The sequence below is a fragment of the Arthrobacter sp. UYCu723 genome (genome assembly GCF_054059215.1).
In genome coordinates this window covers 1470559-1492373 of sequence record NZ_JBSSBW010000001.1, presented here as the reverse complement: position 1 = coordinate 1492373, position 21815 = coordinate 1470559, and the positions used below count along the sequence as shown (strand labels likewise).

The following is a 21815-nucleotide window of genomic DNA, read 5'->3' as shown; positions in this document are numbered from 1 at the left end:
CAGGCGCCTCCTCTTTGTGCGCCGCTGTGGGCCTCGGTCGCAGCGGCGCCGTGATCATCATTACCAAGCCGTCCGGGGAGGCCTCCCATGCAGAGACCGGGCTCAATGGTTAGTCGATCACAGCGCCCAGGGCCTGAAGACCCCTCGCGCCGTCTTCGTTCAGGTACTGCTCGAAATAGGAGGCGATTGCGTTGCGCGCGGAGTCGCCTGCACCGGCGCTGTTGCCGTCCGCGATGGCGGCAAAGATGGCCAGGTCGCGCTCTAAGGATTCCTGCATGGCCCGGCTCTTGTCCGCGGCACGGTCCATCCGGTCGTCCATGAGCTTCAGGATGGAGCCGGAGACCGCCTGGCCGCAGATCTGCAGCAGGTCATTATGGCTCGCCGCCCAGATGCTGGCGTGGAAGTCCAGATCGGCGCGGTTGAAGCTGTCCGAGCCGTTGGCCACCTCTACTTCCATCCTGCCGATCGCATCGCGCATGGCGGAGAGTTGCTCAGGTGTGTGCAGGGCGGCCGCGAGTTGGCAGGCCGAACTTTCCAGCACGATGCGGAACTGGACCAACTCGGAGAGGGAAAGCGACGCAACGCGGGCCATCGTCGTGAAGGACCGGGCCAGGGTTTCGGGTGAGGGTGCCAGGACCTCTGGCCCGCCACGCCCGCCCGGTTTGGAGGCGATCAGTCCCTGGGCCTGCAGGACCCGTAGGGCCTCCCGGATCGTGGGACGGCTGACGGAGAACTGCACCATGAGCTCGCGTTCACTGGCGAGCCGCTGGCCGGGTCTTATATCCCCGGAGACTATGGCGTGCTCGATCTGCTCCACGACCCGTTCGTAAGTCAGGACAGCAACGGCAGGTCTGAATGTGACATTGTTCATTGGGATCCTTCGGCAAGGCCACCTCGGGTGTGGCCTGAGAAAAGCATACGGCTCACCCAGACCTAAGTTGGCTCAGATTAATTTGTTAACAGAGATGACTGGTCAGACCAGCAAACGAGGTAGTAATGTCGTTAGTGCTGATGTTATGTAGGTCACACTATTTTTTCCACCGCGGAATACCGCTATAGCCGATGGAGAACCCGTATGCGCAGCTCGAAGCGTTTCAAAACGGCTGCCGCCGTCCTTGTGGCAGCCTCCATGTCCCTCACTGCGTGTTCCGCAGGCTCCAGCGCGGGGTCAACGAACAAGTCAGAGGTCAAGAACTCGCTGACCGTTGCGCTCACGGGCGAACCCAGCAACTTGGATTTCACGAAGACGGCGGGCGCCGCAATCCCGCAGGCGCTGATGGCGAACGTCTACGAGGGTCTCGTGAAGATCGATCAGGAGGGCAAGATCCAACCCGCGCTGGCAGAGTCCTGGACTCTGAGCGATGACCGAAAGAGCTACACCTTCGCGCTGCGCAAGGATGTAAAGTTCTCGAACGGTGAGGCCTTCACAGCTGCGGACGTAAAGTTCAGCCTGGAGCGGGTCAAGTCTGCGTGGGTCTCCAGCCTCAAGAAGAAGATGGACGTCGTGGACGCTGTCAACGTCGTGAGCGACACCGAGGTGACTGTGGTCTTGAGCAGGCCGAGTAACGCCTGGCTCTTCGATCTTGGCACCCCAGTAGGCGCCATGTTCGATCCCTCAGGTGTGGCGGACCTGGCCAACACTGCGATCGGCACGGGACCGTTCGCCATCGACTCTTGGAAGCGGGGAGAAGCCATCAAGATGGCCGCCCGGGACGGTTACTGGGGGACCGCCCCAAAGGTTAAGACCGTCACCCTGCGCTACTTCGCAGATGCCACGGCCACCACGAATGCCCTGCGCTCGGGCGACGTGGACGTCGTCTATAACATGCAGGCACCCGAGCTTCTGCCCACCTTCGAACAGGACAAGGGCTTCCAGATCCTGGACGGCACCTCCAACGGCAAGGTGGAGCTAACCATGAACAACAAGGCGGCACCCTTCAACGACGTGAGGGTCCGCCGGGCCGTCATGTACGCGATCGACCGCAAGGCTGTTCTGGACACCGCCTGGAGCGGGTACGGCACCCTGCTGGGTGCGCCGGTTCCGCCGACCGACCCATACTATGAGGATCACAACGACGCCTACCCCTACGATCCGGCCAAGGCCAAGCAGTTGCTTAAAGAAGCCGGCGCGGAAAACCTGAAGATCACCTTCACTGTCCCCACCCGGCCTTACGCGAATGCAGTCTCCCAGATTATTGTGTCCCAGCTCGCCGAGGTCGGTATCAATGCCACGATCGAGACGGCCGAATTTCCCGCCGTATGGCTCGACAAGGTCTTCACTAAGCACGAGTACCAGATGTCCGTTGTGCTGGCCGTTGAAAGCCGCGATCTGCTGACCGTCTTTAACAACCCGGACTACTACATCGGTTACGACAATTCGAAGATCAAGGATGTCGCCGCGGCGGCTGACACTGCGGATCAGGCGGGTTATGTGGCCGGCATGAAGCAGGTGGTCCGCACGATCACCGACGATGCCCCCGCCAACGTACTCTTTCTTTTCCCGAACCTGGTGGTGGCCAAGGCCGGCGTGACCGGCATTCCCGCCAATTCCGTCACCGAGGCGCTAGACCTGACCGCGACGGGTTGGAAGTAACCGCCGGACGTCCGCACCACACGGTAGAGCACTAGAAAGGGGGCCGGAATGGTCGTACGGCTAATGGTTAACGTGAGCAGGTTCATGGTGACCTTTGTTGTGGCCACGGTGGCGGTGTTCCTGCTGATGCGCGCTATCCCGGGCGACCCCGCCCAGATTGCGCTCGGCGTCAATGCCTCACCCGAGCTTCTCGCGGAGACCCGAAGGCAGCTCGGCACCGACCGGCCCCTCCCGGTGCAGTACGTCGACTGGGTCATGGGCCTGCCGCAGGGCAGCTTCGGCGTCTCTTACGTCACGCGGCAGGACATCAGCCCAATGATCGCGGACCGGGTCCAGGTCAGCCTGATCCTGGTGGTGCTGTCCATGATCGTGGCCCTGCTCATCGCGATTCCCTTCGGCACTCTGGCCGCCGTACGGCACCGCCAGCCGAGCGGTGTCCTGATGAGCGGCCTGAGCCAGCTTGGTGTTGCCATTCCCGGCTTCCTCGCTGGCATCCTGCTGGTGGTCGTCTTCGCCGTCGGGCTGGGCTGGTTCCCCTCCAACGGGTGGGTCCCTCCCGGGGAGGACTTTGGCGACTTCCTTCGTCGCATCGTCCTTCCCGTCGCGGCCCTGGCCTCCGTCCAGGGAGCAATCCTGACCCGGTATGTGCGCTCCGCGGTGCTGGAGGTCATGAGCGAGGACTATCTGCGTACGGCCCGGGCCAAGGGCCTGGGGAGGTTGGAGGCCTTGGTGCGCCACGGCCTGCGCAACGCCTCGATCCCCGTTTTGACAGTCACCAGCGTGCAGCTTGCCGCGCTCATCGTCGGGGCCGTGGTCGTGGAGCGAGTCTTCGTCATCCCCGGTCTGGGCTCCATGCTGCTGGACGCCGTGGGTAATCGCGACATGCTCACGGTCCAATCGGTCGTCATGGTGCTAGTGGCGATCACGCTCATCATCAATCTGGTGGTCGACCTGCTCTACACGGTCCTGGACCCGCGAATCCGGAAGAAGGCCTAATGTCCCAATCAATCGGCTCTGCATCACTTCCCGGCGAGTCGCCGGCCGTCGTCAGGCGCCTCCGTCACAGACTTTCGGCGACCTTGACGGTAGGAATCATCATCGTGGTCATCGTCGTCCTGGCCGCGCTGGTCTCCCTGTTCTGGACCCCATACGACCCCGTCAAAGCCTTCCCCACGGACCGGCTACAGGGCTCCAGCGCTTTGCACCTAATGGGCACCGACAAGTTCGGCCGCGACATCTTCTCGGGCATTCTCTACGGCGCGCGAATCACACTCATGGTGGGACTCATCTCAGTGGGAATCGCAGTGGTGATCGGCACGCCGCTCGGCATCCTCGCCGGCATGCGGGGCGGCACGACCGAGGAGGTCACGATGCGCGGGGCCGACATTCTGCTGGCCTTCCCGGCGCTGTTGCTTGCAATCATGTTCGGAGCCGTCTTCGGCGCGAGCACGACGACGGCGATGATCGCGATCGGCATCGGTTCGATCCCGGGCTTCGCCCGGGTGGCCCGCAGCGGCACCCTCCAGGTCATGAGCACTGAGTATGTCCTCGCAGCGAGAGCCTCGAGCCAGAGCGCCTTCCGCATCGCCCGCCGCCATGTGCTGCCAAACATCGCGGGCATGGTGGTGGTGCAATGCTCCGTGACCTTCGCCCTCGCCGTCCTGGCCGAGGCCGCGCTGTCCTTCCTGGGACTCGGCACCCCGCCGCCGGTGCCATCCTGGGGGCGCATGCTGCAGGAATCGCAGCAGTTCCTGGGAACTTTCCCCATGCTTGTCGTCTGGCCGGGCGTCGCGATCGCGGTTGCGGTGCTGGGGTTCAACCTGCTGGGCGACGGCCTGCGGGACCGCTTTGATCCGAAGCTGAATGGAGAACGGTAAGCCGTGAGCACCCCGAAAAACCCAGGTACCGGACCGCTGCTGCAGGTGACCGGACTCAATATTGCCACCAAGGACCGTTCCCTGGTGCGGGACTTCAACCTGACAATGGACCGCGGCGAACGGGTAGGGCTCATCGGTGAATCCGGCTCCGGCAAGTCCATGACCACCACGGCCCTGATGGGCCTGCTGCCACCAGGAGTCAACGCCACTGGCTCCATCCAGCTGGCCGGGCGGGAGGAGGACCTGGTCACGGCCACAGACCGGCAGATGTGCCGGATCCGCGGCAACGACATGACCATGGTCTTCCAGGAGCCGCTCACCGCCCTGAATCCGCTCATGAAGGTTGGTCCTCAGGTTGCCGAGGTCATGCTCAAGCACAAGACCGTGCCCGACCGCCGTGAGGCAAGGGACAAGGCCGTACAGTTGCTCGCCAGCGTCCGGCTGCCGGACCCCGCCGAGGCCGCCAAGGCATACCCGCACCAACTCTCCGGAGGTCAGCGCCAGCGCGTCATGCTGGCAATGGCCCTGGCCAACGACCCCGAGCTGCTGCTCTGCGACGAGCCGACGACGGCACTGGACGTCACGGTCCAGCGCCAGGTGCTGGACCTGATTCTGGAATCGGTTCAGCAGCGCGGCACAGGGCTGCTGTTCATCACACATGACCTGTCGGTGGTGGCCAACGTCTGCGACCGGGTCCTGGTCATGAACCGTGGCATTGTGGTGGAGGAGGGCTCCGCGGAGGACGTCTTTACACGCCCACAGCACCCCTACACACGCGGATTGCTCGCGGCCTCGGACTTGGATGCCTCGGATGAGAATGGCCGGCTGTTCACGGTGACCTCCGCCGCGGCCTATGTGCCGCCCACCGTCCAGGAAGTACTGTCAATGGTTCCGCACAGCGTACTGCGGCTCAAGACCCCCGCCGTCGCGGGCGAGTCTGCGGCCGAGGAGTCCCACCCCGGCGGGACCGGCGTCGACGAATGCACGCCCACCGCTGGCCGGCTGGACGGCTCCGCGTTGGACGAGCAACCGACCGACCGGGGACCTGCCGTGTCAATGGGCTCGGCGGCTGCCAGCGAGCCCGTCATCAGCGTGAAGGATCTGGTGCGCAATTATGAACGCGGCCGGACGTCCCTGTTCAAGAAGCCCGGCGAGGTCAGGGCACTACGAGGCATCTCCTTTGACGTGCAGGCCGGGCAGCGTTTCGGGGTGGTGGGGGAGTCCGGTTCCGGCAAATCCACCTTGCTGCGAATCCTGGCCGGGCTGGACCGGCCGAGCGCGGGCAGCGTGCGGGTGGCCGGCAACGAAGTGGCAGGCGCGCGCGAGAGCCAGCTCATTGAGCTGCGCCGCGAGCTCCAAATCGTCTTCCAGGACCCCATGGGTTCGCTCAACCCCAGAATGCGGGTCCAGGACATCATCGCCGAACCGCTGCTGGCCCCGGGCCAACGTGTCGACACCGCGCTCCAGCGCAGGCTCGTGCGGGAAATGCTCGCCGCTGTGGATCTGCCGGCCGATTCTGCGGAGCGTTTCCCGCATCAGTTCTCCGGCGGTCAGCGCCAGCGCATCTCGATCGCCCGCGCGCTGATCTGCAGACCTCGGGTCCTCGTCGCGGACGAACCGGTCAGCGCCCTGGACGTCTCCGTCCGCGCCCAGGTGCTGAACCTGCTCTCCGACTTGGTGGATCAGTACCAGCTGACCCTCGTCTTCGTCTCCCACGATCTGGGCGTGGTCCGGCACATCTGCGACAACGTGGTGGTCATGCGGTCCGGGGAGATTGTGGAGAGCGGGAGCACGGAGCAGATCTACGAGCGGCCGCAGCACGAATACACCCGCACACTGGTGGGTGCCTCCATGTCCCTCCGAGCTGAAATGGCCGCCCGGGAGGCGGCCCTGCAGCACTAGACAAGCCAGCAGTCAGTGCCGGCGCCGTTCCACAACGAACGCCCGGCCGTGAACGAAGTGAAGGAACCAACCATGGCCGCCACGCTTTCCACCGAAATCCACCTTCTCAGCGCCCGGGAACTCGGCGCGGCGTACGCCGCAGAAGAGCTTTCTCCCGTGGAAGTCTGTGCTGCTGTGATCCGCCGCATTGAGGAGCGAGAGCCGGTGCTCAACGCGCTCTTCGTGTTCAACCCCGAGGAAGCGCTGCAAGGTGCGCGGGCAAGCGAGCGTCGCTGGAGCATCGGCAGCCCGCTGAGCGCGCTGGACGGAGTGCCCACCACGGTCAAGGAAAATGTGGCCCGCGCCGGCGTGCCGATGCCCGGCGGCACTGCCCTGCCCGGCCCTCGGGTGCCAGCCGCCAACGCGCCCATCACGGACCGTATCCTCGAGAGCGGCGGTATCATCATGGGCTCCACCACGATGCCGGACTGGGGCATGCTCTCCTCCGGCGTATCGAGCCTGCACGGCGTGACGCGCAGTGCCTGGAATCCCGCTTGGACAACAGGCGGCTCTAGCGCCGGAGCCGGTGCCGCCGCTGCGGCGGGCTATGGCCCCCTGCACGTCGGAACGGACATCGGCGGGTCCATTCGTCTGCCCGGAACCTGGCAGGGTCTGGCCACGATCAAACCGAGCGCAGGCCTCATCCCGCTGGACGTGCCGTATCTCGGCCGGACCGCAGGCCCGATGGCCCGCACGGCAGCGGACGCGGCGCTCTTCATGACTGTGCTGGCCCGCCCCGATATTCGCGATTACACGGCCCGCCCATACCCTGCGATGGACTGGCTGGACCCCGATGGCGGGATTGGCCGACCGGACATCAGAGGCATGAAGGTGGCCCTCCAGACCGGTGCGGGGGCGGGTGCGGACGTCGACCCGGAAGTTCTGGCCGCGGTGGAAGCCGCCGCGGAGGTCTTCGCCATGGCTGGCGCGGAGGTGACCCACCTGGACGCATTCATCGACCAGAACATGCTCGACGGGCTCGACAACTTTTGGCGAACCCGTTCGTGGGCGGACTACAGCGCCCTGCCGCCAGATCATCAGCATCTGGTGCTGCCCTACATCATCCGATGGTGCTCCCGCGGAGCCAGCTTCGACGGCGCCGCGACCATACGCCACTTTAATTGCATCGACCAGATGCAGAAGGCGACCATCGCAGCCACGGCAGGGTTCGACGTCGTTCTCTCACCAGTAGCGCCAATGCCCGCCTTTGCCGCCGAGCAGCCCATGCCTGTCGACGATCCCGACAGCACCATGGCGCACATCGCTTTCACTGTGCCGTTCAATATGTCGGGACAGCCCGCCGCCACGGTCAATTGCGGCTTCACCCCCGACGGCCGTCCCATCGGGGTGCAGCTGGCCGGCCCGGTGGGCGCGGACGCCAAGATCCTGCGCGCGGCAGCCTGGTACGAATCCGTGCGCCCGGCTTCCGCGGTGCCAAACTGGGCGGCGCTCGACTAGTTTCGCGGCGGATGGCAGTCGGGACCATCCGGGCAGCCCCCGCCGCACCGGCGCGCGTCCGGCAACGCCGAATGGTTAGTCGGTGCCAGCGGCGTCGGGAGTCGGTGCGCCGAAGGATGCCAGCGCGGCCAGGGCCGCGCGGTCGTCTTCAGCAAGCAGTTGGCCGTAGTACTCGAAGAGGCTGCTGCGGGCGAGATATTCGGCGCGGTGCGCGTCCCGGTCCCGGATTGCGGCGAAGACGTCCGCGTGGTGGGAGAGCGTGCGCAGCATCAGTTCTTCGTCATCACCGCTACCGCGGATCGAACTCTCGATGAGCGTTTCGATGGAGTCCCGGACCGCCTCGGCCGAGACCTGGATCATGGCATTGCCGCTGGCCCAAGCAACCACGTCATGGAAGTCGAGGTCCGCACGGCTGAATTCGTGTCGTCCTAGGGCCATGCACTGGCGCATCCGTGCCATGGCCTTTTCCAGCTTGAGCAGATCGGCTTCGCTGCGACGCGAGGCCGCCAGTGAATTGGCGGCCGACTCCAGCGTCATGCGGTAGATGAGTAAATCGGCGAGGCTGCTGCTCGAGGAGACTGTAAGCCGGGTCATGAGCTTGCTGAGCGGGGCGGCAGTAGGGGCCAGGATGACCGCCCCGCGCGGGTCCCCGGGCCGGGACGCGATGAGGCCGCCGCTTTCCAGCACGCGCATGGCCTCCCGCACCGAGGAGCGCCCCACCTCAAAGCGGGTGACCAACTCCCGCTCGCCGGGAAGCCGGTCTCCGGCCTTAAGCTCGCCGTGGAGGACGGCCTGTTCAACGTGATCGACGACTGCCTCGAAGGCGCGTTTGGCGCGGGGCGCAGCGGGTACAGCATCGGCCACGGTCTAACTCCCTTAGCTGGTGCGCATGGTCTACTGCTGTCATTCTAGAAGATGCCGCCCCGGCGGCGATCCGGGCCCGGCCTGGGGGCGGCCGAACGGGCCCGTCTAGGCATTTGGCGGATCGAAGCGGCCGTCCACGGCAGTCCAGCCGCCGTCGACCGTGAGAACAGACCCTGTGACAAAGCTGGAGGCGTCGGAGGCCAGGTAGACGACGGCGCCCGCCAGCTCCTCCGGCCGGGACCAGCGGCCCAACGCGCTCTTGCTGGCGTAGGCGTCGTACCATTCTGTGTTGTTCTTGATCTGGGCGGTCAGCGGAGTCTCCACAACCCCCGGGGAGATGGCGTTGACGCGCACGCCGGACGGACCATATTCGGCCGCGGCGGTGCGCAACAGCTGCACCAGGCCCGCCTTGGTGGCCGCGTAGACGCCCTGCCCCGGTTCCACCGTGACCGCACGGATCGAGGCGAATCCGATGATGCTGCCGCCGCCGTTCGCGGCCATGGCGGGCGCAAAGGACTGGATGAGGCTGAAGGAGGCGCGCAGGTTAAGATTCACGACACGGTCAAACTCGTCCAGGGTATAGTCCGCGATGCGTTTGCGCACATTCGTGGCCGCGGTGAAGACGAGCGCGGCAATGTCACCGAACTGCAGCGCAGCGGCGCCCACGGCCTCATGGTTCAGCACGTCCAGGGTGGTGGAACTGGCGTTATCCCCGATCATCGCGGCGGTGTCGGCTGCTGCCGCGCCGTCGCGGTCCGCACAGACCACGGCCGCGCCGTGCGCGCCAAGGGCCAGGGCGGACTCGCGGCCGATGCCGCTGCCGCTGCCGATCACCATGACGCGGCGGCCGGAAAAGTGGAAAAGCTGGGTGTAGTCCAAGGCACGACTCTCTTCGCTGGGTTGGGTGGCTCGCATTCGCCTGACGGAAGCTTGGCGTGTCGCCAAAGGTACTGACTAGGGGCGGATCATGGCCATGCGGGTCACGGTGAATTCCTCAATGGCGAAGCGCGGACCCTCGCGGCCGATCCCGGAGTCCTTGACGCCCCCGTAGGGCATGATGTCGGAGCGGAAGCCGGGAATCTCGTTGACCACCACGCCGCCGACGTCGAGCTTGTTGATGGCCTCGAACGCCGACGCAAGGGACTTAGTGTAGATGGCGGCCTGTAGCCCGTAGCGCGATTCGTTGACCAGCTCGATCGCGGTCTCCACATTCGGCACGCGGCGCAGGCAGACCACGGGGCCGAAAATCTCCTCGCGCCACAGCTCGGCGCAGTCGGGCACCTCTGCTATCACGGTGGGGGCGATGCTGCGCCCGATCAGGCTTCCCCCAGTCAGCAGACGGGCCCCGTCCTTCAGGGCCGCCTCGATCCAGCCGGTGATCCGGCGGGAGGAACTCTCGTTGATGACCGGGGCCACCCGAGTGCTCTCCTCCCGGGGGTCGCCGACACGCACCTCGCCCATCCGTGCCAGCAGGGCGAGCTCGAACTCCTCGGCGATGGATTCGGTTAGGACCACGCGCTGAACCGAGATGCAGGCCTGGCCGTTGGCGTAGAAGCCGCCACGGATCACCGCGTCGACGGCGTCGGCAATCACCGCGTCGTCCGCGACGATGAGAGCGGCGTTGGAGCCGAGTTCCAGGATGGACTTGCGCGGTGCGGCGTCCCGAGCTATCTGGTGGCCCACGGCGGCGGAGCCGGTAAATGAGACGACGGCGGTGCGAGGATCGGCCACGAGGCTGGCGCCTACCTCGACGCCGCCCGTGACCAGCTGCACGGCGGCGGCGGACACCCCGTGCGCGGTCAGGACCTGACGGATCAAGTGCACTGCCCAGAGCGAGGCCAGCGGCGTGTTCGGTGCAGGTTTGACGATCATGGGGCAGCCTGCGGCGAGTGCAGGGGCCAGCTTGTGGCTCGCGAGCAGCAGAGGATAGTTGAAACCCGTAATGCCGACGACGACGCCGGCCGGTCGGCGGGTCCAATAACCAATCATGCCTTCGCCGAGCGGCTGCAGATCCAGCGGGACGGTCTCCCCGTGCATGTGCGACACCTCCTCGGCGCTGGCGGCCCACGTGGTCAAAGACCTGGCCAGCTCGGTGTTGCAGTCGATGCGTGGCTTGCCGGTTTCCAGAATCAGCAGCTCGATGAGCTCGGGGCCGTGTGCGGCCAGAGCATCATGGATCGCCATCAGGAGGGCGCGCCTGGCGCCGGTGCTCAGGGCCGCTACTTCGCTGCGCACAGCGGCCGCGGCGTCCATGGCACGGCGGGCGTGATCGACGCTGCCCACGGGGGAGTCCGCCACAAGGGAACCATCGTACGGGAAGACGACCTTCTGATGGTCCGGACAGTCGGCCCAGCCCTCGCCTATGGGGAGTCCGTCCGGGTAGGGAATCGTGAAGGTGGACATGGTGCCCGCTTCCTTAGTGGTCTGACCAGTAACAGTCTTAGGGTAGACGTGGGTAGAGCCCGCGGTCAACGATTCGGCCGAAGCTCGGGAAGACAGAGCCTCAATTCGTGGGCGCTTATTGACAATCACCGACTTCACGCGGCAAGGTCGCAGTGATGAACCGGAATGGGATCCCACGCGGGGCAACCCGCCGGCGTCGGACCGGTTCGCTGTCCTGGCCGCCGGCCATCCCGTGGCCCGTCCCATGCGCTAACTGAGTACGAATCGAAAGAGGCGGTGTAGATGGCCCAGCCGGCGGCCTGGCGCAGCGCAGTGTCGCTGGTGGAAGAGACGGCCGCCTTGTTGCGGGAACGCATCTTCGATGGGCGCTATACGCCGGGGGAGCGGCTGCCCCAGGCCGAGCTCTCCGCTGAGCTGAGCGTTAGCCGGACACCCCTGCGGGAGGCGTTGCGATTGCTGGAGGAACAGGGTCTAGTCCGCACGGACAACCGCGGCGGGGCACGGGTGTCCACGATGGGCCCTGAGGAGGTGCTCGCCGCACTTGAATTTCGCGAGGCCGTGGAGGGCATGGCCGCCCGGCTTGCCTGCGATCGGTTTGCCGCTGTCAGCCGAATCTCATCGACCGAGCCGCCCGCCCTGGCGGAGCTTCGCGAGCTTGCCGCGGCGGAGGCCCGGGAACTGCTGCCAGGCCGCGAGCGGCGCTTTGCGCTGCTCAGCGGCAGATTCCATGAGCGCCTGTTGCGGGCCTCGGGCAACAGTTTCGTGCAGCGGCAAAGCGCCGTCGTCCGGCTGACCGAGCAACTCTTCAGACCGCCCGTCCTCTCCACGCCCGAGGCCGCCGCCGCCGCACAGGCCGGACATGCCGCTCTCGTCGTCGCGCTGGAAACCGGAAATGCTGACGACGCCGAACGGCTGGCCCGCGAACGGCTGCGCGCTGCCGCCGCCCTGATCCGCCGCGACATGACCTCATCCGCATCATCAGAGCAAGGAGCCCCATGAGCACCCACAAGATTGCCGTCATCCGCGGAGACGGGATCGGCCCGGAAGTCATCGAGGCCTCGCTGGCCGTCCTCGACGCTGCCGAATCCGCCTTCGGCTTCAGCACTGAGCGGATGGAGGTGGCCGCAGGCGCCCAGCACTATCTGCGCACCTCAGAGCTGTGGACGCCGGATCTGCAGCTGCGGCTGCGTAGTCAGGACGCAGTCCTCTTCGGCGCCATGGGAGACCCAGCCGTGCCCCCGGGAATTCTCGAGCGCGGCTTCATCCTGGAGATGCGCCGGACTTTCCAGCAGGCAGTGAACCTCAGACCAGTGAAGCTCTATCCCGGGGTCAAGACGCCCATCTCCGGGTTAACGCCCGAACGATGCGACATGGTTATTGTGCGGGAAAACACCGAGGGCGCCTACGTGGGTCGGGGCTCCACGGTGCATGCCGGCACGCCATACGCCGTGGCCGTGCAGGAATCGGTCAACACCCGGGTCGGAGTGGAGCGGGTGGTGGACTTTTCCTTCCGGCTGGCCCAGAAGCGGCGCGGCAAACTGACACTCTGCCACAAGACCAACATCCTGGTCGAAGCTGGAAAGCTCTGGCAGGACACGGTCAACGACCTCAGCAAGCGGTACCCCGACGTTGAGTTGGACTACGTGCACGTGGATGCGATGTGCTTCCATCTTCCGCTCTCGCCCGAGCGCTTTGACGTGGTGGTCACTGACAATCTGTTTGGTGACATCATCACGGACCTGGGCGCCGTCATCCAGGGCGGCCTGGGCGTTGCCTCGAGCGCCAACCTTAATCTGGATGGTTCTGCGCCCAGCATGTTCGAGGCCATTCACGGCTCCGCCCCGGATATTGCGGGCAGGGGCTGGGCCAATCCTGTCGGCTCCATCCTCTCCACCGCCATGATGTTGGCACATCTGGGCGAGAAGGCAGCGGCCCTCGCCGTAGAGGCTTCCGCCGTGCACGTGCTGGCCCAACTCCCCGCGCCCTCCGGCGCGGGGATGGGGAGATCCACGCTGGAACTGGGTCTGGAGATCGCGGCGCTGGTGAGCGCTAAAGGGTCCGTGCCGACTGTGCCCGGACGGTCTCTCATGGCGGAACTGGCGGAACTGGCGGGGATGCGGGGTTGAGGCCAGAGTGACGACTCTGGCACTCGTGCCCCATCCAAAATCGTGGCCTGCTCGTTGAGGCCCGCCGCGCTCACGAGGACTTGGTGGCAGGCAGGCACTTCCGGGGAGTGGATCGGGCCACTCCCCGGACGTGCATAAGGCCTGCCACCGATGGACGCTTACAAAGGACGCGTTTCATGATCGTTGTGAGTGTCCCGCCATCAATTCGAGGACCCGGAGTATACGCGTCGGCGATGTCCAGGACTTCGTCGAGGATGGCGAGGCCGGTCTTCGTGTTTTCCACGCTGGTGTTGCAGGGCGGGACCACATGGATGCGGTTGAAGTTGGCGAACGGCAGCAGGCCGCGGGACTTGCAGGCCGCCTCCAGCCGGTTCATTTCCGGAGTTCACGCCTTTGGCGAAGGTCAGCAGGTCGGGGGACGACGTCGAAGTGCTCGACGGCGAACCACTTGCCGGTCCTGCCGAAGCCGGCCATGACCTCGTCGGCGATGAGGACGATGCCGTGCCGCGTGCACAGTTCACGCACACCCTGCAGATATCCGGGGGTGGCATGTAAATGCCGGCGGTCCCGGGAATGGATTCCAGGATCAGTGCCGCGATCGTGGACTCGAAACTGATCAGCTGCTCCAGCTGCTCCAGCTGCTCCAGCTGCTCCAGCTGCTCCAGGTGCTCGAGCGCCCGCGGGCTTTCCTCCTCCTGCGTCGTGGAGTGGAAAGCCGTGCGAGGCCATGACGCCGTAGTCCCGTGTCTGGCGTTAGTAGTTGCCGTACTCGGGCGTGTGGGGCGGATCGACTCGGTGATGGAGGCAACGGCTTGGGGACGTTTGGCAGAGTATGATGCGCCCTTGGGTGCGCATGGACTAAATATCCGTAACTGACGCTATTTTATGGACACATTCTGCATTGTTGTGACCTGAGTCTCCCGTTACCGTTGACTCTGGGCCAATTCTCACTAGTCAGAGGGCGGACGGTAAAGGAATTGCAAAATGATCAGGACAACAATAATTTCAAACCATTTGGCGGAAGATTTGGCGGCGTTGGTGCAAAAGGGGATGGTCCTCACCGACGACGATTCCCTTCAGACGTACAGCCATGACGACGCTGAATGGGCGCCGTTCGAGACACCTCTCGCAGTAGTGCTGGCGGGCACCACATCAGAAGTGGCCAACGTCGTCCGCTATGCCGATGAACGCGGAATCCACGTAGTTCCCCGAGGTGCGGGAAGCGGGCTCTCTGGTGGTGCGAATAGTGTCGGAGATTGCATCATCCTCTCGCTGGAGCTCATGAATGATGTCGTTGAGATCAACGCCGATGAGCGCTTTGCCGTCGCACAGGCCGGCGTCATCAACGATGCCCTCCGGGACGCTGCGGCCGCCGTCGGACTCTGGTACCCGCCGGACCCGGCAAGCTCAGGCATCTCCACGATCGGCGGCAATGCCGCCACCAACGCGGGCGGCATATGCTGCGTCAAGTACGGCGTTACACGCGACTACGTGCTCGGCATGACCGTGGTCCTCGCCGACGGGGAGATTGTCCACCTCGGCCACCGCACCGCAAAGGGCGTCACGGGCTATGACCTGACCGGTCTGATGGTCGGCTCGGAGGGAACTCTGGGCATCATCACTGAGGTGATCGTCAAGCTCCTGCCGCTGGCAGGGCGTGAGGAACAGGGCATTGTCGGATACTTCCCGTCCTTGAGGGCAGCGGGCGTCGCTGTAGCTGCGATCTCGTCTGAAGGGATCGTTCCTGCCGCCCTGGAACTCATCGACCGTACCTGCCTGCGAGCGGTAGACGAGTGGCTGGATCTCGGTCTTCCGGCGGACGTTGACGCTCTCCTTCTTGCCAAGATCGATGAACGAGGAACGGCTGGCCGCGAGCTGGCCCACCGCGTCGCAGCGATCTTCAGGGATTCAGGCGGATCGAACGTTGAGCAATCTGTCGATCCCGCAGACGTCGGCCGGCTGTTTCTGGCCCGGCGCATGGCCTACCCGGCGCTCGAACGCCTCGGTCCGGTTCTGACGGAGGACGTTTGTGTACCGCGCTCAGCCGTTCCTGAGATGCTCTCCCGGATTCAGGCGTCGGCGGCGAGGCACGACGTTGTCATTGCCAATATTGCTCACGCCGGCGATGGAAACCTGCACCCACTCATTATTGCCCCCATGGGCGACATGCCGGCGAAGGCTCGGGCGAAGGCCGCCTTCGACGAGATAGTCGATGATTGCCGCGCCCTGGGCGGTACGGTCACCGGGGAACACGGCGTGGGCCTGCTCAAGCTGTCCGGAGCCGCTGACGAACTGGAACCAAGGGTCATCAGCATGCACCAGTCGGTCAAGGACGCGCTCGACCCCCATGGAACGCTCAATCCCGGCAAGGCATTTCCACACAACGATGTCGTAGGCCAACGGGCCGAAGCTGGATAACCCAGAGCTGCCGGCGAACGCGGCGACCCTGGCAATGGTGCCAACGCGTCGCCTTGTACTCAATCAACTCAACGAGGAGCCCCATGAAGACGATCAACCGGCATCAGGCAGCGGATCCGGCGATGCGCAAACGCGTGCTGCGCAAGGTGGCCTTTCGGCTGTCCCCATTTCTCGGGTTGCTGTACTTCATAAACTATCTGGACCGGACCAATCTCGCCTTCGCTGCACCCCACGGGATGAACGCGGCACTGGGTCTAACGGCCACTACCTTTGGCTTGGCTTCCGGCCTGTTCTTCATCGGCTATCTCATCCTTGAAGTTCCCAGCAACCTGGCTCTCCACAGGTTTGGGGCCCGCCGCTGGATAGCCCGGATTATGGTCAGCTGGGGAATTATCGCCACCGTCATGGCTTTCGTCCCGAACGCAGAGACCCTGTATGTATTGCGTTTTCTGCTTGGTGTCGCCGAGGCCGGATTTTTCCCTGGCATCATCTTTTACCTCACCTTCTGGTTCCCCAAGCGTGAGCGGGCCAAAGCCATAGCCCTGTTCATTCTTGCCGTGCCGCTGTCCGCCGCGATTGGCTCGCCAGTGTCGTCCTGGCTGATTACTGCCGGCGACCAGATCATGCTTGGTCTGGACGGCTGGCGGTTCATGTTCCTGGTCGAGGGCCTGCCGGCTGTCATTCTGGGCGTGGTCTGCTGGTTCTATCTGACTGAGCGGCCGGCCGACGCCAAGTGGCTCGCCGACGACGAACGGGCCTGGCTGCAACATGAAATGGACACTGATTCCGCACATACCGCGGCTCGCCCCCACGTATCCATCAAGCAGGCCCTGACTCAAGGACGTATCTGGGCGCTGGCCTTCGTCTATTTCGGCATCGTCTATGGCCTGTATGCCATCAGCTTCTTCCTGCCAACGATTGTCGCGGGTTTCAAAAAGGAGTTCAACACCGATTTTTCGGTGATGCAACAGGGCTTTATTGTCGCAATTCCGTTCGTGTTTGGCTGTTTCTCCATGTATTTCTGGGCCAGACACGGAGACAAGACGGGTGAACGAATCTGGCATGTTGCCGTCCCGACCATCATCGGCGGCATGGCGATCCCGATCGCGCTCTACCTCGATTCACCGTTTGCGGCCATGGCCGCAATCACCGTTTGCACCATGGGAATCTGCGCAGCCCTGCCCACCTTCTGGCCGCTGCCATCCCTGTATCTCTCCGGGGCGGCCGCAGCCGCCGGCATTGCGCTCATCAACTCCGTTGGCAACCTGTCCGGCTTCATCGGCCCCTACATCACCGGCCAGCTAGCGGAGCTAACCGGGTCCCAGCAGGCGGGCATGTGGGTGGTCGGCGCCGTCATGGTCCTGGCTGGGGTGGTAGTCATCGCAATGAAATCCACGCTGAAGCAGGACGCCGCCGAAGCGTTGGAGCAGGGCCTGGGCGAGTAAAACGCATCGTGCAATACTGAAACGTGCCTCCAATCGATGCAAACGACGCTTCCGCTGGACTGAAGAGGTCGAGCCATCCTCCGAACTTAGGGGGCTGGCTCGACCTCCTTGCCGGTGATGGACAGATGTCCGAGGCAGAGAGCTACCGGAAGCGGCTCTTGGACGAATCCCCGGAGTCCATGCATGAGGAGATTGAGCGCCAAACCGGGAAGGTATTGGCAATCATGAAGCGGCTCTCGGAGCGCCGGCAGCACGCCGATGAACTCACCGTGCTCAATGCCCTTGCCCGCAGGCTTGCCTCCCTGCGCGAACCACGTGACGTGCTCCAGGAGGTCGCCATGCAAACCCGGCGCCTCCTCGCCACCGACGTTGCCTACCTCATGCTTCGTCATGAGAGGGACAGCCTGCGCGTCGAGGTCTCGGACGGCTCAATGGGTTCTGTGCTGGGGGGCATTGAAATCGGTCCCGGCCAAGGACTGGGCGGCGAAGTCTTGCGCGCCGGGAAGCCGCTGTGGACGGAGGATTACCTGAAGGACAGCATGATCGACCACGTTCGACATGTAGACGATGCCGCATCCAGTGAACATCTCGGTGGCATTCTCGGAGTGCCCTTGATTGTCGGCAACGAGGCCCTAGGGGTGTTGCTAGCCGCTAACCGCAGCCCCCGTAAATTCACGGAACGTGAGATCGAGCTCCTGGCTGCTCTCGCCGCGCATGCATCTGTGGCAATCCGCAATGCCACGCTGTTCGAGCAGCAACAACGCTCCGCCGAAGCCCTGCGCGGCGCCATTGCGGCCCTGAAGAAAACTGATGACACGCGCCAGCGCGCATTCGAGCTGCGGGAGAGACTCACCGGGATCGTGATCAGCGGCGGCCGGCTCACGGACATACTCCACGAGGTTGAACAGGCCGCCGGGGTGCCAGTGAGGTTCGAAAATGCCGAGAATCCCGAGTTTTCATCTCTCTTCTCCAATTCAACGTCTGCCGTTCCGCTCAGAGCCAGCTCAAAAGCAACCTCCCGGGTCGCAGTCCCTGTCCTGCTGTCGGCCGGATATGGCGGTTGCCTTGTTGCGGAAAGCCAAGTACCGCTCGACGAAGAGTCCGTTCGGCTGCTCTCAATCGGCTCGACCGCCGTCGCCATCATGGTTGCCTCCGAGCGTTCGCTTGCCGAAGTCGAACTTCGCACTCGCAGCGAGTTCATCAACACATTGCTCTGGAGCCAGGCGGATGAAGAAAGCGTGGCCCGACACGGGGCATCCGTGGGCATCGATATCGACAAAGTGTCAGCGGTTGTGGTGGTGTCTGCCGACCCCGGAACCGGTGACGCGGAGGAGGCGCGCCGCCTGGCCTTCCTTCTGGCGCAGGAATTCCACGGCTGGTCGGGACAGCACGCCGAGCAAATCGTTATTCTCTTGCCCGGGGCACCGGTGGAGGCGGTGAAGCAGTGCGTGCAACGCCTCGCGGACGGGAACTATCCCGGGGCGATAGGCATTGCGCCGAGCATGAGTGGCGTTCGTGCTGTGCGGTCAGCCCACGAGGCAGCGCAGCAGACCACGACAATGCTCAACGCACTTGGACGTTCGCACGACATCGCAGAGGTATCAGAGCTCGGCATCTATCGCTCGGTGTTCAGCCAGGCAGGTCGCAACCAGCTCGCTGTCTTCGTCAGACAGACAGTTGGTCCGCTGATCAGCCACGACCATGATTATGGGCGAAACCTGGCTACGACGCTGTCTACTTATCTGGAACTGTCGCAACACCACGCCCGCACGTGTGCGGCCCTGCATATCCACGCGAACACGCTCTACCAGCGGCTCGAACGAATCACCGCGCTCATCGGGCCCGGGTGGAAGGAACCATCCCTCAGCCTCGACGTTCAACTCGCGTTGCGTTTGAACGGTTTGATGAATTCGATAACGCAGGTCGCCCCTGCAAGCAGGCATAAGGCGGAATGGGATAGAAATGTCGATGAGGCTTCCCGGTCAGGGGCAGACGCCTGAAGCGATGGATCGAGAGCTCTTGCTGCTGGCGAATTCTTAAGGAATTACCAGTGGCAGGGCCGGCTACGGGAATGTCTCGCTTACAGCAGGATCGCTTAATCTTGGCCGCCCCCGCCGCACAATGCGACGGCTGCGCGGCCAGATCTGACGCCTAGCACTGTTTGTGCCTCGTACTTGGCTGGTCCAACTCACTGACCATCGACTGTTGTAGGCTGGCGAGAGTAAGGCTGACCTTGGCCTGAATCCACACGTCAAAGCTAACGAAGCCACCTCGCTGACCCAGGGAACCGGCGCCTGGGCAGCGATCGGCAACCCCGCCCTGAACACCCCGTCCAACAACACCGCATCGGAGGATGCCCGATGAGCCCCGTCACGACGCTCCACACCGCCGCTGCCGGCCGCGTAGCGGGGGCGTATGAGCACTCCCTCCTGGCGTGCGCGGGAGGACGAACTCTGCTTCATCAACGGTTGCTGCCGCGCACATGCGGACCTTCCGCGCGAGGCTGTGGCGCTCTACCTCCGGAAGCCCCTGCCGGATGGCCTTGGACTGTTCTGCCGGGGTGAATCCACGCCCGGCACGGAGATCTCCAAGCTGGTTGAGGCCGTACTTTTTCTCCAGTGTCCGGGCGACCTGCTGGGACTTGTATTTGATCTTCCAGCTGTTCCATTTGGTGCCGTCATCGCGGACCATGCTGGCCGCGATGTGGATGTGGATGTTGCCGTTCTTGCTCAGTCCGTGGCGCACGGCAACCCGCCGGGACGGGGCCTTTCCGCCGTCCTCGGTGAAGTCCATGTCCTTCATGAAGTCGTTGGCGATTGCTCCCCATTGCTCTCGGTGAGCTGGCCTTTTTCTTCGGCCAGGCTCAGGGAGCAGTGGAAGACGTGGCCGCTGTCTACTTCCGTGTCGAAAACTGCTTGGCCCGGTCCAGGGGGTTGGCAATATCGAGGCCTGCGCCGCAATTCAGTTGGTTGGCGTCGTGCCCCGCCAAGAGCGCGGAATCGCCGGGAACAAGGTGCGGCTCTTCGTGTTCGTTCGCACGCCCCGGACCGGCAAGGGAGATCAGCGGACGGCCTAGGGGATGCCGCTTCGATGCCGTAACGGCTCTGCACGTGCTCGCGGATCTCCTCCGATGCCTCGGCAGCCTTATGCCCAGGGTTTGGCCGCCGCCCCGAGAATGTGGGCCACCCGCGGGTTGCCGGGGAGGGCTGAAAAGCCGAAGCGCTCCAGATCCCGCATGGTGAGGCCGGCCCCGGCGATCGTGGCGGCGGTGTCGCGGTTCGGGTGGCATCCGCCTGCCATCCGGCTCCACAGCGGCGTGACCAGGTCTTCGGCCGCCGCAAGCACACGGTGCGCCGAGCGGACGTGTTCATAGAACAGCAGCAGGCCGCCGGGTCGGAGTACCCGGATCGTCTCCGCCAGGACGGTGGACTGGTCCGCCACGCTGCAGAGCACCAGGCTGGAGACGACGACGTCGATCGAGGCATCCGCCGCCGGCAACGATTCCGCCACGCCGTTTTGCACGGTGATGGGCACCGGGGCCCTGGTTGCGGCGGCCAGCGCCAGCTCCCGGAGCGTTGGGTCGGGCTCGAGCGCTAGCACGCTCGTCACCGCGGAAGTGTAGAACGGGAACGTAGCCCCGTAACCCGCCCCGATTTCGACGACGGCACCGTGCGCCACTTCCACGAGACGCCGGCGGTGCGCCGCTGCCCCGCGGGCGTCCATGCGCGGGCCCACACGGGCGAAGTGTGGCCCGAATGATGGATAACGGGGGTTGGAGTCTGGCATGGCGGCGCCCTTCCGGTCAGCGGGCCTCGGCGGGGTTGCGGCTTCAGCCGTCGCAGCAGCCGGGCGTTGAGGGCCACCACGATTGTGGAGGCGGACGTCAGCACGGCGCAAGCGACAGAGAGGACGACGCCGGCGAAGGCGAGCACCCCGGCAGTCAACGGCGCGGAATTAGAAGGCGTCGGCCAGCAGCCTGCCCCACCTTGGTGCCAGCAAGGGGGAACCGGCAAGTTTGAGGCAATGCCACAGGGTGACGGCTACCGAGTCCAGCACGGGGACTCCCGTGCCGGCCTCGATTTCCGCCGCGACGTTGGCACCGTAGAGGTTGGTGCATAGGTAGACCAGGGCGTCCGGTTTCGACACCGCAAGCTCCAGCGATCCCGGCCGCATCTCGTCATCCGTGACCCGGGCGAACGACTCGTTTTCGCTCAGCCCCAGGAACCGGTGATCCACCGTCTTGATGCCGTCGCGTTCGTAGGACGCCACGATGGCTTGGTTCACGTCCTCGGTGTAGGGGGTGAACAGGCCGATCCGTTCGGTGCTGAACGACTTGAACGCCTCCATGTACGCAAGCGTGGATGTGGTGGCTGGGATACCTGTGGCGTCACGAATTTCGCTGACGAGTGAGCGGTCGTGATCCGCTCCGAGCCATGAGCCCGAAGTGCCGTTCCAAGCGATGACGTCCACGTCTGCGGTTGCCAGCAGCTCTGCGGCAGACCGCATCACACTCGAATCGAATTGTTTGTCGGACGAATCGTCAAGGGCAATCCTTGTGACCGGGATCCGGGTGAAGTGGATCGTGACGTCGTCGCGGTCGCCAAGGATTCGGTAGCTTTGAGGTTCGAGGCAGGTGTTGGAGGACGGCACGATCATGCCGATGCGGGTCTTGCGTGTGGCGGATGGCATG

General features: G+C 64.5%; 18 protein-coding genes and 1 pseudogene. 10 read left to right on the top strand and 9 right to left on the bottom strand.

Annotated elements, in window-relative coordinates; translation table 11 throughout:
- Nucleotides 1-109 precede the first annotated feature (109 nt).
- Nucleotides 110-871, bottom strand: coding sequence for a FadR/GntR family transcriptional regulator (locus ACVWZ8_RS06925; protein WP_456504204.1), 762 nt, complete (start codon nucleotides 869-871; stop codon nucleotides 110-112).
- A gap of 204 nt (nucleotides 872-1075) precedes the next feature.
- On the opposite strand from ACVWZ8_RS06925, the gene ACVWZ8_RS06920 reads away from it, so the two are divergent.
- The 5 genes from ACVWZ8_RS06920 to ACVWZ8_RS06900 all read left to right on the top strand — a co-directional run bounded on the left by ACVWZ8_RS06920 (nucleotide 1076) and on the right by ACVWZ8_RS06900 (nucleotide 7869).
- Nucleotides 1076-2593, top strand: coding sequence for an ABC transporter substrate-binding protein (locus ACVWZ8_RS06920; RefSeq protein WP_426975634.1), 1518 nt, complete (start codon nucleotides 1076-1078; stop codon nucleotides 2591-2593).
- 48 nt (nucleotides 2594-2641) lie between these two features.
- Complete coding sequence (locus ACVWZ8_RS06915; protein ID WP_456504203.1) at nucleotides 2642-3589, top strand: ABC transporter permease; 948 nt, start codon at nucleotides 2642-2644, stop codon at nucleotides 3587-3589.
- Nucleotides 3589-4470 carry an ABC transporter permease gene (locus ACVWZ8_RS06910; protein ID WP_426975637.1) on the top strand — a complete coding sequence of 294 codons (882 nt, stop codon included), beginning with the start codon at nucleotides 3589-3591 and terminating at the stop codon, nucleotides 4468-4470. The genes ACVWZ8_RS06915 and ACVWZ8_RS06910 overlap by 1 nt, the downstream gene beginning before the upstream one ends.
- Nucleotides 4471-4473: 3 nt before the next feature.
- On the top strand, nucleotides 4474-6372 hold the full coding sequence (locus ACVWZ8_RS06905) for a dipeptide ABC transporter ATP-binding protein (RefSeq protein WP_456504202.1): 1899 nt from the start codon (nucleotides 4474-4476) through the stop codon (nucleotides 6370-6372).
- A gap of 72 nt (nucleotides 6373-6444) precedes the next feature.
- Entirely contained in the window at nucleotides 6445-7869 is a 1425-nt protein-coding gene (locus ACVWZ8_RS06900; RefSeq protein WP_456504201.1) for an amidase, read from the top strand.
- A 75-nt stretch (nucleotides 7870-7944) separates the two neighbouring features.
- On the opposite strand, the gene ACVWZ8_RS06895 is transcribed toward ACVWZ8_RS06900, so the two are convergent.
- From ACVWZ8_RS06895 to ACVWZ8_RS06885, 3 genes are all read right to left on the bottom strand, one after another.
- Entirely contained in the window at nucleotides 7945-8733 is a 789-nt protein-coding gene (locus ACVWZ8_RS06895; protein WP_456504200.1) for a FadR/GntR family transcriptional regulator, read from the bottom strand.
- 105 nt (nucleotides 8734-8838) lie between these two features.
- Nucleotides 8839-9648, bottom strand: a complete 810-nt coding sequence (locus ACVWZ8_RS06890; RefSeq protein ID WP_426975641.1) for an SDR family NAD(P)-dependent oxidoreductase — start codon at nucleotides 9646-9648, stop codon at nucleotides 8839-8841.
- A 39-nt stretch (nucleotides 9649-9687) separates the two neighbouring features.
- Complete coding sequence (locus tag ACVWZ8_RS06885; RefSeq protein ID WP_426975642.1) at nucleotides 9688-11136, bottom strand: aldehyde dehydrogenase family protein; 1449 nt, start codon at nucleotides 11134-11136, stop codon at nucleotides 9688-9690.
- 282 nt (nucleotides 11137-11418) lie between these two features.
- Here ACVWZ8_RS06885 and ACVWZ8_RS06880 point away from each other — a divergent pair, with 282 nt between their 5' ends.
- Nucleotides 11419-12135: a GntR family transcriptional regulator gene (locus tag ACVWZ8_RS06880; RefSeq protein ID WP_426975643.1), complete on the top strand. Its 717-nt coding sequence runs from the start codon at nucleotides 11419-11421 to the stop codon at nucleotides 12133-12135.
- The gene (locus ACVWZ8_RS06875; RefSeq protein ID WP_426975644.1) at nucleotides 12132-13262 is read left to right on the top strand and encodes a 3-isopropylmalate dehydrogenase; all 1131 of its coding nucleotides are present in this window, start codon (nucleotides 12132-12134) and stop codon (nucleotides 13260-13262) included. The genes ACVWZ8_RS06880 and ACVWZ8_RS06875 overlap by 4 nt, the downstream gene beginning before the upstream one ends.
- A 70-nt stretch (nucleotides 13263-13332) precedes the next feature.
- Here the strand turns inward: ACVWZ8_RS06875 and ACVWZ8_RS06870 are convergent, their stop codons facing one another.
- Together ACVWZ8_RS06870 and ACVWZ8_RS06865 are read right to left on the bottom strand one after the other, a co-directional pair.
- On the bottom strand, nucleotides 13333-13638 hold the full coding sequence (locus ACVWZ8_RS06870) for a hypothetical protein (RefSeq protein WP_456504199.1): 306 nt from the start codon (nucleotides 13636-13638) through the stop codon (nucleotides 13333-13335).
- Nucleotides 13622-13984, bottom strand: a pseudogene (locus ACVWZ8_RS06865) (aminotransferase class III-fold pyridoxal phosphate-dependent enzyme); the annotation flags it as partial. The gene ACVWZ8_RS06870 and the pseudogene ACVWZ8_RS06865, both read right to left, overlap by 17 nt.
- 262 nt (nucleotides 13985-14246) lie before the next feature.
- On the opposite strand from ACVWZ8_RS06865, the gene ACVWZ8_RS06860 reads away from it, so the two are divergent.
- From ACVWZ8_RS06860 to ACVWZ8_RS06850, 3 genes are all read left to right on the top strand, one after another.
- Nucleotides 14247-15680 (top strand): FAD-binding oxidoreductase, encoded by a 1434-nt coding sequence (locus ACVWZ8_RS06860; protein WP_456504198.1) that lies wholly within the window; start codon nucleotides 14247-14249, stop codon nucleotides 15678-15680.
- An 83-nt stretch (nucleotides 15681-15763) separates the two neighbouring features.
- Entirely contained in the window at nucleotides 15764-17125 is a 1362-nt protein-coding gene (locus tag ACVWZ8_RS06855) for an MFS transporter (protein WP_426975646.1), read from the top strand.
- Nucleotides 17126-17250: 125 nt separating this feature from the next.
- A complete protein-coding gene (locus tag ACVWZ8_RS06850; protein ID WP_456504197.1) occupies nucleotides 17251-19125 on the top strand; it encodes a helix-turn-helix domain-containing protein in 1875 nt (624 codons plus the stop codon).
- Nucleotides 19126-19495: 370 nt separating this feature from the next.
- Here the strand turns inward: ACVWZ8_RS06850 and ACVWZ8_RS06845 are convergent, their stop codons facing one another.
- The 3 genes from ACVWZ8_RS06845 to ACVWZ8_RS06835 all read right to left on the bottom strand — a co-directional run bounded on the left by ACVWZ8_RS06845 (nucleotide 19496) and on the right by ACVWZ8_RS06835 (nucleotide 21814).
- On the bottom strand, nucleotides 19496-20065 hold the full coding sequence (locus tag ACVWZ8_RS06845) for a relaxase/mobilization nuclease domain-containing protein (protein WP_456504196.1): 570 nt from the start codon (nucleotides 20063-20065) through the stop codon (nucleotides 19496-19498).
- A gap of 204 nt (nucleotides 20066-20269) precedes the next feature.
- On the bottom strand, nucleotides 20270-20860 hold the full coding sequence (locus tag ACVWZ8_RS06840; RefSeq protein WP_456504195.1) for a class I SAM-dependent methyltransferase: 591 nt from the start codon (nucleotides 20858-20860) through the stop codon (nucleotides 20270-20272).
- 219 nt (nucleotides 20861-21079) lie between these two features.
- Nucleotides 21080-21814: a maleate cis-trans isomerase family protein gene (locus tag ACVWZ8_RS06835; protein WP_456504194.1), complete on the bottom strand. Its 735-nt coding sequence runs from the start codon at nucleotides 21812-21814 to the stop codon at nucleotides 21080-21082.
- Nucleotide 21815: the final 1 nt, after the last annotated feature.